At 59.2% G+C, this 15,696-nt stretch carries 15 protein-coding genes; 3 read left to right on the forward strand and 12 right to left on the reverse strand.

From position 1 onward, the window contains the following. From ccoG to ccoN, 5 genes are all read right to left on the reverse strand, one after another. Window positions 1-1,464 carry a cytochrome c oxidase accessory protein CcoG gene (gene ccoG / locus HCG46_RS09575; protein WP_187306591.1) on the reverse strand — a complete coding sequence of 488 codons (1,464 nt, stop codon included), beginning with the start codon at window positions 1,462-1,464 and terminating at the stop codon, window positions 1-3. A 171-nt stretch (window positions 1,465-1,635) separates the two neighbouring features. Beyond that, window positions 1,636-2,514, reverse strand: a complete 879-nt coding sequence (ccoP, locus tag HCG46_RS09580; protein ID WP_168685959.1) for a cytochrome-c oxidase, cbb3-type subunit III — start codon at window positions 2,512-2,514, stop codon at window positions 1,636-1,638. A gap of 3 nt (window positions 2,515-2,517) precedes the next feature. Continuing rightward, complete coding sequence (locus HCG46_RS09585) at window positions 2,518-2,673, reverse strand: cbb3-type cytochrome c oxidase subunit 3 (protein WP_006933670.1); 156 nt, start codon at window positions 2,671-2,673, stop codon at window positions 2,518-2,520. Between the two features lie 5 nt (window positions 2,674-2,678). After that, window positions 2,679-3,413, reverse strand: a complete 735-nt coding sequence (gene ccoO / locus HCG46_RS09590) for a cytochrome-c oxidase, cbb3-type subunit II (RefSeq protein ID WP_023001743.1) — start codon at window positions 3,411-3,413, stop codon at window positions 2,679-2,681. Between the two features lie 14 nt (window positions 3,414-3,427). Further along, window positions 3,428-5,083 (reverse strand): cytochrome-c oxidase, cbb3-type subunit I, encoded by a 1,656-nt coding sequence (gene ccoN / locus HCG46_RS09595; RefSeq protein WP_168685961.1) that lies wholly within the window; start codon window positions 5,081-5,083, stop codon window positions 3,428-3,430. Between the two features lie 393 nt (window positions 5,084-5,476). On the opposite strand from ccoN, the gene HCG46_RS09600 reads away from it, so the two are divergent. After that, window positions 5,477-6,382, forward strand: coding sequence for a DMT family transporter (locus HCG46_RS09600; protein WP_286185237.1), 906 nt, complete (start codon window positions 5,477-5,479; stop codon window positions 6,380-6,382). A 23-nt stretch (window positions 6,383-6,405) separates the two neighbouring features. Here HCG46_RS09600 and HCG46_RS09605 read toward each other — a convergent pair whose 3' ends face one another. Continuing rightward, window positions 6,406-7,287 (reverse strand): LysR family transcriptional regulator, encoded by an 882-nt coding sequence (locus tag HCG46_RS09605; protein WP_168685963.1) that lies wholly within the window; start codon window positions 7,285-7,287, stop codon window positions 6,406-6,408. Between the two features lie 101 nt (window positions 7,288-7,388). Here HCG46_RS09605 and HCG46_RS09610 point away from each other — a divergent pair, with 101 nt between their 5' ends. Then, window positions 7,389-8,711 (forward strand): aminotransferase class I/II-fold pyridoxal phosphate-dependent enzyme, encoded by a 1,323-nt coding sequence (locus HCG46_RS09610; RefSeq protein WP_168685965.1) that lies wholly within the window; start codon window positions 7,389-7,391, stop codon window positions 8,709-8,711. Window positions 8,712-8,774: 63 nt separating this feature from the next. Here the strand turns inward: HCG46_RS09610 and HCG46_RS09615 are convergent, their stop codons facing one another. Together HCG46_RS09615 and HCG46_RS09620 are read right to left on the reverse strand one after the other, a co-directional pair. Beyond that, window positions 8,775-9,824 (reverse strand): AbrB family transcriptional regulator, encoded by a 1,050-nt coding sequence (locus HCG46_RS09615; RefSeq protein ID WP_168685967.1) that lies wholly within the window; start codon window positions 9,822-9,824, stop codon window positions 8,775-8,777. Window positions 9,825-9,924: 100 nt separating this feature from the next. Beyond that, window positions 9,925-10,671 (reverse strand): glutathione S-transferase family protein, encoded by a 747-nt coding sequence (locus HCG46_RS09620; protein WP_209009430.1) that lies wholly within the window; start codon window positions 10,669-10,671, stop codon window positions 9,925-9,927. Between the two features lie 92 nt (window positions 10,672-10,763). Between HCG46_RS09620 and hemN the strand changes: the two genes are divergently transcribed. Continuing rightward, complete coding sequence (gene hemN / locus HCG46_RS09625; RefSeq protein WP_168685969.1) at window positions 10,764-12,137, forward strand: oxygen-independent coproporphyrinogen III oxidase; 1,374 nt, start codon at window positions 10,764-10,766, stop codon at window positions 12,135-12,137. Between the two features lie 130 nt (window positions 12,138-12,267). Here hemN and HCG46_RS09630 read toward each other — a convergent pair whose 3' ends face one another. The 4 genes from HCG46_RS09630 to HCG46_RS09645 form a co-directional block, all read right to left on the reverse strand. Next, entirely contained in the window at window positions 12,268-12,981 is a 714-nt protein-coding gene (locus HCG46_RS09630; protein ID WP_208984447.1) for a helix-turn-helix domain-containing protein, read from the reverse strand. 355 nt (window positions 12,982-13,336) lie between these two features. Further along, window positions 13,337-13,693, reverse strand: a complete 357-nt coding sequence (locus HCG46_RS09635) for a response regulator (protein WP_062489950.1) — start codon at window positions 13,691-13,693, stop codon at window positions 13,337-13,339. A gap of 142 nt (window positions 13,694-13,835) precedes the next feature. Then, window positions 13,836-14,453 carry a response regulator gene (locus HCG46_RS09640; protein ID WP_023001753.1) on the reverse strand — a complete coding sequence of 206 codons (618 nt, stop codon included), beginning with the start codon at window positions 14,451-14,453 and terminating at the stop codon, window positions 13,836-13,838. A 7-nt stretch (window positions 14,454-14,460) separates the two neighbouring features. Then, window positions 14,461-15,648 (reverse strand): PAS domain S-box protein, encoded by a 1,188-nt coding sequence (locus tag HCG46_RS09645; RefSeq protein ID WP_023001754.1) that lies wholly within the window; start codon window positions 15,646-15,648, stop codon window positions 14,461-14,463. Between the last annotated feature and the right edge of the window lie 48 nt (window positions 15,649-15,696).

A 15,696-nucleotide genomic window follows, 5' to 3' on the forward strand; every position in this document is an offset into this window, starting at 1 on the left:
TCAAGGTTTTTCCGGTGCCTTGAACGTGTCTTTGGCTGTGACCACTTCGCCCATGACGCTTTCGGTGATCCGGAAGGTGACCGGCGTCGAATGTGGCATCTTTGCCCAGGGCGGCGAAGTCACGAGAATACGGACTTCCCGGGTCGTGTCAGGACCGACAGAGATGATCGGACGGCCGGCGAAGGTGTCCTCCGTACCGACGGCTTCCACCATCGTGTTGGCCGGCATGCCTTCCACATGCAGCATGAAATGGCGCTCGTGGCGTCGTTTGTTCGACAGACGCACAGTATAGCCGTTGCGCACGGACCCGTCCGACTGCTCGACGAACACCGGGTTCCTGTCATGCAGAACGCTGATATCGGCGAAATCACGATTGAGCAGTGCGAACAGCATGATGCCGCAGACCACGGCAATGATGCCCACATAAATGACCGTTCGGACGCGGACGATCTCGTAGACCGATTCCTTGCCTTCCAGGCGGCGCTGGATGTTTTCGTCCGTATCGTAGCCGATCAGTCCCTTCGGCTTGCCGATCTTTTCCATGACGTTGTCGCAGGCATCGATGCACAGGCCGCACTGGATGCAGTCGAGCTGCATTCCCTTGCGGATGTCGACACCGGTCGGGCAGACCTGGAAGCACTGGTAGCAGTCCACGCAATCGCCGGCGGGCATGCCCTGGTCGGCAAGTTTCTTGTTTTGCTTCAGGGAACCGCGCGGCTCGCCCCTGTCCCAGCGATAGGTGACGTTGAGGGCCTTCTCGTCGGTCATGGCGGCCTGGATGCGCGGCCATGGGCACATGTAGATGCACACCTGCTCCCGCATGAAGCCTGCCAGGAGATAGGTCGTCGTGGTCAGGATGGCGATCCAGACATAGGCAATCATCGGTGCCTGGAAGGTCAGGAGTTCCCATACCAGGGTCGGTGCGTCGTTGAAGTAAAGCACCCACGCACCGCCCGTCCACCAGGCGATCATCAGCCACAGGAAATGCTTTGTCACGCGCTTGCGGACCTTGTCGAAGGTCCAGGGGTCCTTGTCCAGCGCGATGCGCTCGCGCCGGTCGCCTTCCACCTTGCGCTCGACCCAGAGGAACAGGTCCGTCCAGACCGTCTGCGGGCACAGATAGCCGCACCAGACGCGTCCTGCGACCGCGTTCATCAGGAACAGTACCAGCGCTGCAAGAATCAGGAGACCGGTGAGGTAGTAAACTTCCTGCGGCCAGATCTCGATGAAAAAGAAATAGGCCCTGCTGCCTTCCATATCGACAAGAACAGCCTGGCTTGGAGCATCCGGGCCGCGGTCATACCGGATGAAAGGCAGGAAATAATAGATGCCCAGCGTGATGAACAGCAGCGCCCACTTGATCCTGCGGAACAGGCCGTGCGTCGCCATGGGATAGATCTTTTTGGCTGATGCAAACCATTCATCGGATTGCGCGCCCTCATGCGTCTCGGTGTCCGTAGACATACCGTCCGTCCTCTTCAACGCGATCCTGCCCCAATAGGATCTTTGGAAAATCATTCGCCACCCACCATTAGCAGCGAGTGCTCAAAATAAACCGGCGCAAAGCGTCACACTTTGCGCCGGATCAAATCGTTCAGGCTATCTGGCGCATTTGTCGCACCAGATCCGCAAGTTCTACTGCCCGCCCCCGAAGGAGTGGACGTAGACCGTCAGCGACTTGATGGTCGCCGGATCGAGACGATCGACCCAGGCCGGCATCACGCCGTTGCGCGGATTGTTGATCTGCGCCTTGATGGCGTCCAGCGACTTGCCATAGAGGTAGTTGGCAGACAGCAGGCTCGGCGCACCGACATCCTGAATGCCCTTCAGGTCTTCGCCGTGGCAGGCTGCGCAGTTGTCGTCATAGACGGTCTGCCCCGCTGCCAGATCGACGCCTTCGTCGGTCTCAAGTCCCGCGCGGGATGCGACGAAGTTGGCAACCTGATTGATCTCCTCGCGGCTCAACAGCTCATCACGGCCGAAGGCTGGCATTTCGCCGATGCGTGCTTCGTCATGACCGGACCTGATACCGAATTCCAGCGTGGTGTGGATGTCATCCAGCGTGCCACCCCAGATCCAGGTGTCGTCCTGCAGGTTCGGATAACCTTCCGCACCCGTGCCGCCGGAACCGTGGCACGGTGCACAGTTGTCACCGAAAGCTGCCTGGCCGTTGGCCCGGGCAAATTGCAGCAGCTCCTGATCGGTGGAGATGTCCTCAAGCGAGGCTGCCACGATCTTGTCGGCAAAGACCGACCGGTCGGAGATCCCCTTGTCGTAGGCAGCGATCGCCTCGGTCCGCTGGTTGGCACCCAGTACACCGGTGGTGTAGCTGGAGACCAGCGGCCAGGACGGGTAGAGAACCCAGTAGATCACCGCCCAGACAATGCAGGCGTAGAACAGATACAGCCACCATTTCGGCAGAGGATTGTTCAGTTCTTTCAGACCGTCCCATTCGTGGCCGGTGGTTTCGACCCCGGAGATCTGGTCGACTTCCTTGTTATGTGTGTCTGCCATGGATCAGTCCTCCCGAAACGGGATTTGAGCAGCGTCGTCGAACTTTTTCCGGTTCTTCGGCCACAATGCGTAGGCCAGAACGACGCCAAACAGGATCATGAAGTAGAGTAGGCCCCAGGTTTGTGCGAAGCCTGCGAATGCTGAGTATGTCTCGTTCATCGCCCTTACCTCGCGTTTGCCTTGTCGTCATAGATCGAGAAATCGACCATGGTACCCAGCACCTGGAGATAGGCGACAAGCGCGTCCATCTCGGTCACTTCCCTCGGGTTGCCGTCGAAATCGCGGATCGTGGCATTCGGCCAGCGCTCCTCGAAGCCATCCGCCGCTTCCGTGTCCGGTCTCGCCTGACCGAGGATGTCAGATGCGGCATTTGCGATCTGCTCTTCGGTATAAGGCACGCCGATCACGGTGTTGACCGTCAGGTGAGACTCGATGTCCCGGGTGTTGAGGCGGTTTTCAGCCAGGAACGGATAGCCGGGCATGATGGACGCTGGAACCAGCGCGCGCGGGTCCTTCAGGTGCTCCACATGCCAGTCGTCGGAGTATTTGCCGCCGACGCGGGCCAGATCCGGACCGGTACGCTTGGACCCCCACTGGAACGGATGATCGTACATCGATTCCGCAGCCAGCGAGAAATGACCGTAGCGTTCCATTTCATCGCGCATCGGACGCACCATCTGCGAGTGGCACAGATAGCAGCCTTCGCGGATGTAGATATTGCGTCCGGCCAGTTCGAGCGGCGTATAGGGCCGCACGCCTTCGGTCTTTTCGATCGTGCTCTTCAGATAGAAGAGTGGAGCGATCTCGACCAGGCCGCCGATGGCGACCATGACCAGAATGCCGATCAAGAGAACGAAGGAGTTCTTTTCAAAGACTTCGTGTTTTTTCCATGCAGACATAGTCTGTCCCTCCCTTATTCGGCCGGAGCCAGGGAGCCAGCCGGCGTGGCATCGGCTTCTTCAGCCTCGCCGTGACGGACGGTCATCCAGAGATTGTAGGCCATGATCACGGCGCCGAGCACGAAGAGCGCACCGCCAAGAGCACGGATGATGTAGAAGGGATGCATCGCCTCGACGGTTTCCACGAAGGAGTACTCCAGGAAGCCGAGCTGGTCGTAGGCGCGCCACATCAGGCCCTGCATGATACCGGACACCCACATCGCGGTGATGTAGAGAACGATACCGATCGTGGACAGCCAGAAGTGCAGGTTCACGAGCTTCAGCGAATACAGCTGACGCTTGCTCCAGAGCCACGGGATCAGGCAGTAGATCGCGCCGAACGAGATGTAGCCAACCCAGCCCAGGGCACCGGAGTGCACGTGACCGATGGTCCAGTCGGTGTAGTGCGACAGGGAGTTGACCGAGCGCAGCGACATCAGCGGACCTTCAAAGGTGGACATGCCGTAGAAGGCGACCGAAACCACCATCATGCGCAGAACCGGGTCGGTCCGCAGCTTGTCCCATGCACCCGAAAGCGTCATCAGGCCGTTGATCATGCCACCCCAGGACGGCATCCACAGGATGATGGAGAAGGTTGCACCCAGCGTAGACGCCCACTGCGGCAGAGCCGTGTAGTGAAGGTGGTGCGGACCTGCCCAGATGTAGATGAAGATCAGCGCCCAGAAGTGCACGATGGAAAGACGGTAGGAATAGACCGGCCGCTCCGCGCGCTTCGGGATGAAGTAGTACATGATGGCAAGGAAGCCGGCGGTCAGGAAGAAGCCCACCGCGTTATGGCCGTACCACCACTGCACCATGGCGTCCTGAACGCCCGACCAGACGATGTAGGACTTGGTCGAGTAGATCGAGACCGGAATGGTCAGGTTGTTGGTGATGTGCAGCATGGCAATCGTGACGATGAACGCCAGATAAAACCAGTTGGCCACGTAGATATGCGGTTCCTTGCGCTTCCAGAGCGTGCCCAGGAACAGCAGCAGGTAGGCCACCCAGACGATGGTCAGCCACAGGTCGGCATACCATTCCGGCTCGGCATATTCCTTGCTCTGTGTCGCGCCGAGCAGATAACCCGTTCCCGCGATCACGATGAAGGCGTTGTAACCCAGGATCACGAACCAGGGCAGGACCTTGCCGGGCATGCGCACACGGCAGGTGCGCTGGACCACATACATGGACGTTGCCAGCAGCACGTTGCCGCCGAAGGCGAAAATCACCGCGGAGGTGTGCAGCGGACGCAGGCGCCCGAAATTGGTCCACGGCAAATCAAAGTTCAGCGCAGGCCAGGCCAGCTGAAGAGCGATGATCAAACCGACCGTGAAACCGGCAATGCCCCAGAACATTGCCGCGACCGCACCGAATTTGATCGGTCCGATGTTGTAGTTTGGTTTGCCGTCGATTTCGGCCGGAATCACTTCCCCGCCGTCGTCGAAGTAGTTCTTGAAAATCAGAAACACGCTGACGGCGGCGAACAATGCGCCTATGCCAGCGTGGAATGCCATGACCTGATCGAATGTCTTGCCTGCCACGATGATGCAGGCAAACGCAAGCAGCACAAGGAAGATGGCGAAGCCGCCTTCCTCGAGCGAGATCATTTTGGCCTTGTTTTGTGCCATTTTAGCGCCCCAGTCTTGAAATCGTTACAAGGTGCCAACGATGGCACGACCATGCACACGACTCTGAAAATGCCGCGTTGATTCATATCAACATGCCAGCAATTGGCGATGTCGGAACAGCCTCCAAAGGTCAGATTGCATTGCGTAAATTGTCGCGGGCAAGATGAAGGCACGCCGTGAAAGGGATGTGACGCCCGCCTGAAGGACGTAGGCCGGTTTGCGGCAACGTCCTGGCCCCCTTGCTCATCCGCCGGCCTTGCGGTTTTCCGAAGCCAAGGACCGGGAAACGTGTTACGCCGTTCTTCCCTCCGCTGAAGGGCGTTGCTTTCTGGCGCGTCCGATGGCCCCTGATCTGCCGCTGACGACCTTCCACCTCGACACGGGACCCCTCGCTTGAACGCTGCATCTCAAAATGGCGCAAGCCTCCATCCCAATATCATCGGCAGCCTCTGGATGGTGGCTGCGATGGCCGCCTTCGCATTGGAAGATGCCTTCGTGAAGCAGGCTGCGGCACAGTTGCCCGTGGCGGAAATCTTGGTGCTGTTCGGCGTCGGTGGAACCATTGCCTTCTTCGGACTTGCCACTGTCACGGGCGAGAAAGTTCTCAACCGGGACGTTTTCTCGCCTGTCATGCGAGTTCGCTTCGCCTTCGAACTGGTCGGCCGGTTGTTCTATGTTCTGGCGTTGGCCCTGACGCCGCTCTCCTCGACCACCGCCATTCTCCAGGCAACACCGATATTCGTTGTGCTGGGCGCTTCCCTGTTCTTTGGCGAAAAGGTCGGCTGGCGCAGGTGGACAGCAATCTTTATCGGCCTTGTGGGCGTCCTGATCGTGCTCCGACCGACCAGCGACAGCTTTTCTTTGCTATCGATCCTGGCCGTCATCGGCATGCTTGGCTTCTCCGGCCGCGACCTTGCCAGCCGCGCTGCTCCGGCAACCCTCAGCACCAATATCCTCGGGTTCTACGGTTTCCTGACGATCATAATCGCCGGTCTTGTCTATGGTCTTTGGGACAGGTCCGCCTTCGTGGTGCCTGACACAACCGCCCTTCTCGCCCTTGGAACCGCAGTCTTCTGTGGTGTCTTTGCCTATAGCGCCCTGATGAAGGCCATGCGCACCGGAGAAATCGCCACCGTCACACCGTTCCGCTATTCGCGGCTGCTGTTCGGCGTCCTGCTCGGTGCCGTCTGGTTCAACGAGCGGATCGACGCGCAGATGCTGGTTGGCTGCACCGTCATCGTCGGATCGGGACTGTTCATCCTGTGGCGCGGCAACAAGGCGAAGACCCGGCGCACTTGAAACGGGAACAGCCTTTCAGGCACCTAGCCCATCTGACGCAAGGCCTGCAGCACCTGACCGGCCGCACCTTTGCCCCGGCTTGCCGGAAGGGTCCACAGGCAGATCTGACGCTGTAGCGGGACAACTGCTGCAAGAGGCGCCACCAGGGTGCCGGCGGCAAGCTGATCTACGACAAGTGAGCGATGCGCCATCAGTACGCCTGCGCCGTTCAGTGCTTCTTCGACCGCAAGAGCATAAAGCGAGAAGACAGGTCCGCGTGGCGCAAACCCCTCGCCCGGCATAGCTTCATCCGCCCATATTCGCCAATCGTCTGCCCAGGCCGTGTCCGTCAGACAAACCGCCTCTTTCAGATCACCAGGCTGCTTGAGCGCCTTTGCAAGCGCCGGTGTGCAGACCGGCAGCAATTCGTCGCCCGAAAACGCGATCCCGTTGTCCGGGACGCTGTCGCAGTAGAACAGGCAGAGATCGAATGGCACCCGCTTCAGGTTCGGCGGTGTTTCAAGGGCTGTGACCGAGATGTCGATCTCCGGCAACTTCTCGCGAAGCTGCGGCAGTCTGGGGGCCAGCCAAAGCTGCGCCAGCGCCGGCAGGGCCGCGATGTGTATCCTGCCGGGTGCAGCATCACGCCTCAGGTCGCGCACTGCAGTTCCAAGCTGGTCGAATGCGGCGACAAAACCCGGCAGTGCCCGGTGACCAGTGGCCGTCAGGCGGACCCCCTTGGCATGCCGCACGAACAGGGCCGCGCCGATCTCCTGCTCCAGCGCCTTGATCTGCGCTGCCACAGCTCCGGGTGTAACCTGCAGTTCCGCCGCAGCCTGTGCAAACCCACCGAGGCGCGCGGACGCTTCGAACGCTCTCAGTGCGTTCAGCGAAGGCAGTCTGGGGACGGGAGGAGCTACGGACATCTACAAGACCTATTTTTTCTAGCCCTTGAATTTCTAAAATCTGATTTGCGCGAACACAAGCGGAGATGGACACTTTGTCCAAATAGAACCGGAGTTCCGACATGACCGCGCAAGACAAATGCCCCTGGCTCCCCGCTGTGGCTGCCACCCGTATCGACGAGATCACCCAGGCAACTTCGCCTCTCGGATCCGAAGCAATTGCCGCGCGCATCGAAGCGCTGGCCGAGGCCAACAAGACCATCCACGAGAAAGACTGTTTCAACCTCAACCCCGCGACCAACGTGATGAATCCGCGCGCCGAAGCCTTGCTGGCAAGCGGCATGGGGTCCCGTCCCTCGCTCGGCTATCCGGGTGACAAATATGAGATGGGCCTCGAAGCCATCGAGGAAATCGAGGTGATCGCAGCGAACCTTGCCTGCGAAATCTTCCAGTCGGCTTATGCGGAAATCCGGGTCGCCTCGGGCGCGCTGGCAAATCTTTATGCATTCATGGCAACCACAAAGCCGGGCGACGCCATCATCGCACCGCCTGCGTCCGTCGGTGGCCACGTCACTCACCATGCGCCGGGGTGTGCCGGTCTTTATGGCCTGGATATCCACGAAGCACCCGTCGATGCCGACGGCTACACAATCGATCTGGAAGGTCTGCGCGCCCTGGCCCTGAAGGTTCGGCCGAAGCTGATTACCATCGGCATGAGCCTCAACCTGTTCCCGCACCCGGTAAAAGAAATTCGGGCCATCGCCGATGAAGTCGGCGCCTTTGTCCTGTTCGATGCAGCCCATCAGTGCGGCATGATTGCCGGTGGCGTCTTTTCCGATCCGCTGTCGGAAGGCGCACATCTCATGACCATGAGCACTTACAAGAGCCTGGGTGGTCCCGCTGGCGGGCTGATCGTCAGCAATGATCAGGATCTTGCCCGAAAGCTCGACAAGATTGCCTTTCCGGGTCTGACAGCCAACTTTGACGTTGCAAAGTCTGCAGCGCTCGCCATCACCCTTCTGGATTGGCGCGATTTCGGCAAGGCCTACGCTGCCGAAATGGCCGCCAGCGCCGGTGCGCTCGCCGCAGCTCTCGAAGCAGAGGGAATGCCGGTGTTCTCTACCGCCAAGGGGACAACCGCTTCACATCAGTTTGCCCTGGAAGCGGCAGCCCTCGGCGGCGGTCAGGCAGCTTCGAAGAAGCTTCGCCAGGCAGGGTTTCTGGCATGCGGAATCGGACTGCCGATAGCGCCCGTCGCCGGTGACATGAACGGCCTGAGGTTCGGAACACCGGAACTGGTCCGTTGGGGCATGACGACGGTCGACATGCCAGAGCTGGCAAAAATGATAGCCGAAGCGCTGCGGTCGAACGATCCGGCAGCGATGTCAGGACGTGTGGCCAAATGGCGCCAGAGTTTCAACACGCTCCACTTCATCCACCCTTGAGAAGCATCACTCAACCTGCAGATCGGCGGTTCTTTGTTCCGCACTCAGGACCGCTAAGCAGGATCAGTTGCTTCGACGCCCCAGAACAAGTCCGGTGATGAAAGGCAGCAGCAGCACCATTCCGGTAAAGCGGGCGATCTGGTGCGCAGCCACAAAGGCGGGGTCGAGATCCAGCATGAATGCGAGCAGCGTCATCACCTCAAGTCCGCCCGGCGCATAGGCAAGCAGGGCCTGGCCAAAGGGAATGTCCACCAGTTCGGCAACGATCCACGCCCCGGCAAGCGAGGTCAGGAACGCCGCCGCAAAGGCGGCCATGGATGCGCCGAGCACGCTGAGAAACTGGCGCAGTGTCATGGAGGCAAAGCGGCAACCGATGTGAGCGCCCATCATGACAAAACACGGCAGCACGATGTAACCCGGCAGGACAAGGACCAAGAGACCGGATGCATTGAGGCCGGCACTCATGAAAAACGCCCCTGTCAGACCGCCACCTGGAACTCTGGCCTTGATGGCAAGCCAGCTTGCCGCGAGGCAGAGCGGTATCCCGATCAGGAAGTCTTTGAGACCGGAGACATAAATCGTGCCGCTGCCGCCGCCCGCCGGTTCTGCGGAGGACACAACGGCGAAAGGCAGCACCGCCACCAGAACGAACAGACGCAAGGACTGGCTGGAAGCGATGCGGGGAAGGTCCGCTCCTCGTTCGGTGGCAAGAGCTATGACATAGGAAAGTGCACCGGGAATGGCGCCGAAATAGGCCGTTTCCCTGGACCATTTTGCCCCGTAGTGCAGAACCGCGTAGCCCGCGAACGTAACGGCCACCATGACAGCGATCAGCATGGCCATGGACACCGGCCACTCCGCCACCCGGTCAACGATATCGGGATGGACACCCGCCCCCATGGAGATGCCGATCATGACGAAGAGCGCATCTCGCAGCGGGACCGGCATGAGCGTCGGCACTCGCGCAAGCGTTGCGATGGCAACGAAGACCATGGCTCCCGACAGCCAGGCCGCGGGAAGCCCGAACAGGTTGAATGTTGCTCCTCCGGCAGCGGCAATGAGAAGTGTGACCGCAAGTCTTCCGGCGGCAGATTGAAACGAATTGGCAGGCATCGGGAACCGTTGAGCTTGGAATGGCTCCTTGAGCTATAAATGGATTGATCGGCCAGCGCATGGTTGATTGCATGGATCAACATGTACGGCCTGTATTTTATCAGGCGGTTGTCCCCGGCAACTGTACAGGACGGGGCTCTGTGAAAGGTTTACCCTCAATTCCTTCCAGTTCACAGGCCCTGTGTATCGTCGGGCGCATTTCCAGCCGTTCGCACAGGGCGCGCAGGTGGGGCGTCGCCGCCAGGGACCACTTGCCCTCATTACGATAGATCTGCGCCCACCTGGCACAGGCAGCAAGATAGTGGTCGAGGATGGAAAGGTCCTGTCCCAGGAGAAATGGTCCACTCCAAGTGGCAAGTTCAGTTTCCAGATGCGCGAAACTGCCGGCGATCCGGCGGGTCAGCCCAGCGTGAAGGCTCAAGGCCGTCTCCGGGTCGCGAACGTATCTTTCCGGCTTGAAGGAGATCCGAAGGTCGGAATGCAGGGTGTTTGAGAGAAAAAACAGCCATTTCAGAAATCGGCCGCGCTGTGGAGAGGCCGGCGCCGGAGCCAGACAGCCGTGCGCATCTGCCAGATGCAAGGCGATCGCGGCGGTTTCGAACATGGGGGCATCCTGACCCGGCACTTCCAGAACCGGGATCAAACCTTGAGGATTGAGCCGCCGATATGCTTCCGAATTCTGTTCGGAGATCAACCTGTCAACAGCCACGTAGTCATAGGGCAGGCCCAGTTCTTCCAGTATCATCCTGACAATGAAATTGGCGCTGTCAGGCGAACCGTGCAGGCGATAGCGCTCCAGACCCTCAGGTTTCCGGGTCGGTTCAGATGCGACAAGCAAATCGGTCACCCCACAGCTCTCCATCAAATTGCGTGTCTTTCAAACGGCTGGACTTGAGCGATATCAAGGCACGACCGGGCGAAGGACGGATAGATCGACACATGATGAAAGATCCGCTCTCCTACGCCATGCGCAACGTACCGCGCTATACAAGTTATCCGACAGCACCGCATTTTCATGACGGCGTAACGGCCGGCGTTTATGCGGACTGGCTCAAGGCGCTTTCGCCGCAGGACTCGCTTTCGCTGTACCTGCATGTCCCCTATTGCCGTGAGCTCTGCCATTATTGCGGCTGCCATACCAAGGCGACCCGTCAGGATGCGCCGCTCAAGGCCTATGCAGCGACACTCGGCCAGGAAATCAATCTGGTTGCCGGGCACATGCCGAATGCCGGTCCTGTCCGGCACATTCACTGGGGCGGCGGCACACCCAGCCTTCTGCCACGGCAGAGCCTGATCGACCTCACCGGCCTGATGCGTGTCAATTTCAACCTTGCGCCGGACCTGGAACATGCCATCGAACTCGATCCGAGGCTTGTTACGGAACAGCTCGCCGAGACGCTGGCCATCATCGGAGTGAACCGGGCCAGCCTTGGCGTTCAGGACTTTAATCCCGACGTTCAAAAGGCCATCGGCCGTCTTCAGCCCTACAGGGTCGTCAAACAGGCCGTAGAGTTTCTGACAGCAGCCGGTGTCACCGCGCTCAATTTCGACCTGATGTACGGATTGCCCGGCCAGTCGCCGGAAACGATACTCGATACGGTGGAAAAGACGCTCTCGCTGGCGCCCGGGCGCATTGCCCTGTTCGGCTATGCCCATGTGCCCTGGATGCGCAAGCATCAGCGCCTGATTGACGAAAGCACCTTGCCGAATGCCGCCGAACGGCTGGCCCTTGCGGACCTCGCCCGCGCGGAACTGCTCAAGGCCGGTTATGTCGCCATCGGGCTAGATCATTTTGCCCGGCCGGACGACAGCATGGCCATCGCCCTTTCGGACGGCTCCTTGAAGCGCAATTTCCAGGGCTATACGACGGATCAGGGCGAACAACTCGTTGGCTTCGGCGTCTCTTCCATCGGACGTCTGTCTGCCGGCTATGTTCAGAACATGTCTGATGTCGGCAACTGGCGCCGGGCAATCATGGCGAGCGAATTGCCGGTTTCCAAGGGCTTGGCGCTTTCTGCCGACGACCGTTTGCGGGCACGGATCATCGAAGAGCTGATGACCAACTATGCCTGCGATCTCGTACCGGCCTGCCGTGCTTTCGGCCTGCCGACAAGTCACTTGAACGATGCTTTCGATGCCTTGCAGGACCTGGCCGCCGACGGCCTGGTCCGTCTGGAAGTGGGCAATGAAACTGCCAGGGTTGAGGTAACTGAGGCCGGACGGCCTTACGTACGTCTCGCAGCCGCCGCCTTTGACGCCTACCTGGCGGCGAGCCAGGCAAGTGGCAAGGCTCGGCATTCTGCCGCGGTTTGAAGAAAATGGCCCCGAGGCGAGACCTCGGGGCTGACTACCGAACTTGCCAGCTTACGGATCGCCGAAGATCGACAACAAAAAAGGGCCGCGAAAATCGCAGCCCTTTCCAGGTCGACTATTAAACAACGGGTCAGTGCATACCTGTCATCTGACAGAGGCTGCAGACCTTGTTGAGATGGATCTGGTCGGCGCGGTCGACGCGGATAACGCCCCGGCGTTTCAGATCGGACACAACGCGGCTGACAGTTTCGATGGTCAGCCCCAGATAGTCGGCAATTTCCTGCCGGGTCATGTGCAGTCTCAGGTCGAACCCGTCGTCGCTGTCGTCAATCGGCCCGATGCAGCCGACACCACCGCGATCCGGAACGAGATGCATCAGAAAGCTTGCAACCCGTTCGACGGCGGACTTGCGGCCAAGCAGAACCGCATGTTCGTGCAGCACGCGCATCTGGTTGGTCAGGCATCTGGTGAGCGTGCGCTGAAGCGCATCGGAACGTTCGACCTGCTTCAGATCGATTTCCTGAATTTCGGCATTGGTGAGTGTTTCGGCGGTGCAGTCGTTCTCGTCACTGCCGGCGAGACCGAAAATGTCACCGGGACGAAGGACTTCGACAACCTGGCGGCGTCCGTCCGGCAGCAGCTTGTAGAGCATCACCGAGCCCTTCACCAACTCATAGAGCCGCTTTGCGGGATCGCCTTCGTAATAGATCACCGCATGGGTATCGTATTGGACAGCCTTGCCGCCAAATTCCGAAAACGATGTCTTGCTGGGTGTGCAGATGGGAGCACCTGTCATTCTTGGTGCTGCGCCCTGGCCGGGGGTACCCGCGTCGAAATAAGCCATATGTCCCTCCTTCGTGCCTGTGGCACGGCCTTCATTTGCTACGTCAGCGGGTGATCTCCATTCCTTGGTGCTTCCATTTCCGCACCGCTCGAAAAATCGACCACTGCTTGCAGGTGTCCCGTCCGACACCCCGCAGCTTGCAGGATGCACTCTAAAACGCGGAGTGCACACAACGTAATTCGGTCGACTGCGTAAGATAAACTACATATGAGCCGTAACGCCGCAGCCGACTAAGGTCTAATCAGGCCGGGACCGCCTGCGCGTTTCGGGCGCGCGAAGCCAACGCCTGCCAAAATCGGCAGCGCTCAATCTCGAACACTCAATTTTCTGAAATTGGGTCAAACACGTGGAGAGATCAGATGATCGCCTTCTGAGCCATGGCCGCCGTCAGCATGTCTATCGACAGCGGTTTCCTCAGGACCTTGAGCCCCGGAAGCTCACGAATTTGCTGCAACAGGTTCACTCTCGACTTGCCGGAAATGGCAAGGATGCTCGGAGGTGTTGGCAGGCCCATGAGTTCACGAACGACATCCGTGCCGCATCTGTCGGGAAGGCCGATGTCCACGATCACCCAATCGTCCGACGAAGGAATACCGCCGGCGAAAAAACTCTCCGCATCTTTGTAAGTTATCGGATGATGATCGAGATCTTCGAGCGCAATCGCCAATGCATCGGCGACTGCTTCATCATCTTCAACAATGTGAACAACCACGAATGTAGATCCTCAAAGCCTGCCCCCAACGCAGACGATCAATCATACATACGCGATTTTTTGCTTGCCGGATGTACGCAGAAATACGTTTCGGCATGCCGGTCATCCGGAAATGCATTCCAGCCGTTCACCTGAACCCGGCTTATCCCGAGGCGGAGTGGCCCAAAACAATGCGAACGAGATCCGCCGCATTGCGTGCACCCAGTTTTTCCATGATCCGCGCCCGGTGCACTTCTACCGTTCTCGGACTGATTCCAAGAGTGCGGCCGGCTTCCTTGTTGGAAGCTCCGTCGGTGATTTCCTTCAAGACTTCCAGCTCACGGCGGGTCAGCAGATCCGCTCCCTGGAAGGAGGCCGTGACGACCTCGTCCTGACGCTGCTTGGTGATGGCGATGCTTTCCTTCACCCGCTCCAGCACGGTTTCGGCGGAAAACGGTTTTTCCACGAAGTCAAAGGCGCCGTTGCGAATGGCTTCAACAGCCATCGGAATGTCGCCCTGGCCGGAAATGATGAAGATCGGCGCCGGATAGTGTTCGGCATTCAGCGCCTTGAGAATCTCGATACCGGAGCGCCCAGGCATATGGACATCCAGCATGACACAGGCAGGAACAGCCTTGCTTGCAGACTGCACGAAAGTGTCGCCATCCGAGAAGGTTTCGACCACATAGCCTTCCATATTGAAAAGCACCGACAGGGCGTCGCGCACCGCCGGATCATCATCAACGATGTATATGGCCTCCGCGTCAGCTTTCATGTCCATCACTTCCTCAGCTCATTTCTTTCGAACCGTTCGTTTCGGCTCTTTCTGCAACATCTTCTTCGGGCGGGTCTATTGGCAGAGACAACACGAAGGAGGCTCCTCGTCCGTTTGCCCCCTTCTCCAGGCGCAAATCACCACCATGGTTTTGAGCAATCGAACGGGATATCGCCAAGCCCAGGCCAACCCCCTTGTGCTTGGCACCCGTAAAGGCCCGGAACAGGTTGTCAACCAGCTCTTCGGGAACGCCCGGGCCGTTGTCCGTAACCCGAAATTCCAGGCGATCTCCATTCCGGCATACGGCCAGCACTACCTTGCGGTCGGCCTGATCGCAAACCGCTTCGCGCGCATTGCGCAGCAGGTTGATGAGAATCTGCCGAATCTGCACCGGGTCGGCCATTAGTGGCGGCAGTCCTCTTGCGATCTCGGCCTTCATGATCGATCTGCCATTGCCGCTGCCGAGTTCCGCCATTTCCAGGCAGCTGGTGACAAAGTCCCGCACTTCGATCGACTGGCGATTGGGCGTTTTCTTTTCCACCAGTTGACGCATGCGCTGGATGATTTCTCCCGCCCGCTCGGCTTCGCGTACCGCCTTGTCGATAACCTCGATGATGAAGGGATCCAGGGATTTATCGGCACGGGTCTTGCGCGATACCGATTGCAGGTAGAGCAATACTGCGGTCAGCGGCTGGTTGAGCTCATGCGCAATCGCTGCGCCCATTTCGTCCAGTGCGCTGATCCGGGTCATGTGGAGAAGCTGTGCCTGGGTCTTGGCCAACCGGTCTTCCATCTGTCGGCGCGAGCGTAGGTCGCGCAGAATGCCGATGAATTGTCGTCCGGCCGGTGTCCATGCCTCACCGACAGACAGCTCGATGGGAAAGACCGTGCCGTCCTTGTGGCGGGCCTGGACCTCGCGGCCGATACCGATGATCTTCTTATGACCGGTGGTGAGATAGTTGTTCACGTAGTGATCGTGCGCGTTGGCATATTCAGCAGGCATGATCCTGTTGACATTGCGTCCCAGAAGGTCGGCGGCTTCATAGCCGAAAAGCCGTTCGCAGGCCTTGTTGAAGGCCAGCACCTGCGCACGATCATTGATCACGACAATGCCGTCGGCCGCGGTATCGAAAACACTGGCAAGACGCGCTTCCGTTACGGCTGCATTGTCATCATCGTGATCTAAAACGTCGTCGCCCACCGTCCCCGCACCCAAATGGAATTCTCGTCCCGTCTAGGTTTAAGGGTT

It is taken from the genome of Labrenzia sp. PO1, from assembly GCF_012273635.1.
GTDB lineage: Bacteria > Pseudomonadota > Alphaproteobacteria > Rhizobiales > Stappiaceae > Roseibium > Roseibium algicola.

What these genes read in the sequence shown, in the direction of transcription:
- HCG46_RS09630 (WP_208984447.1), bottom strand. Translation starts at nt 12,981, where the DNA reads ATGGCTTATTTCGACGCGGGTACCCCCGGCCAGGGCGCAGCACCAAGA.
- HCG46_RS09585 (WP_006933670.1), bottom strand. Translation starts at nt 2,673, where the DNA reads ATGAACGAGACATACTCAGCATTCGCAGGCTTCGCACAAACCTGGGGC.
- ccoN (WP_168685961.1), bottom strand. Translation starts at nt 5,083, where the DNA reads ATGGCACAAAACAAGGCCAAAATGATCTCGCTCGAGGAAGGCGGCTTC.
- hemN (WP_168685969.1), top strand. Translation starts at nt 10,764, where the DNA reads ATGATGAAAGATCCGCTCTCCTACGCCATGCGCAACGTACCGCGCTAT.
- HCG46_RS09610 (WP_168685965.1), top strand. Translation starts at nt 7,389, where the DNA reads ATGACCGCGCAAGACAAATGCCCCTGGCTCCCCGCTGTGGCTGCCACC.
- HCG46_RS09605 (WP_168685963.1), bottom strand. Translation starts at nt 7,287, where the DNA reads ATGTCCGTAGCTCCTCCCGTCCCCAGACTGCCTTCGCTGAACGCACTG.
- ccoO (WP_023001743.1), bottom strand. Translation starts at nt 3,413, where the DNA reads ATGTCTGCATGGAAAAAACACGAAGTCTTTGAAAAGAACTCCTTCGTT.
- HCG46_RS09615 (WP_168685967.1), bottom strand. Translation starts at nt 9,824, where the DNA reads ATGCCTGCCAATTCGTTTCAATCTGCCGCCGGAAGACTTGCGGTCACA.
- HCG46_RS09640 (WP_023001753.1), bottom strand. Translation starts at nt 14,453, where the DNA reads ATGGACATGAAAGCTGACGCGGAGGCCATATACATCGTTGATGATGAT.
- ccoG (WP_187306591.1), bottom strand. Translation starts at nt 1,464, where the DNA reads ATGTCTACGGACACCGAGACGCATGAGGGCGCGCAATCCGATGAATGG.
- ccoP (WP_168685959.1), bottom strand. Translation starts at nt 2,514, where the DNA reads ATGGCAGACACACATAACAAGGAAGTCGACCAGATCTCCGGGGTCGAA.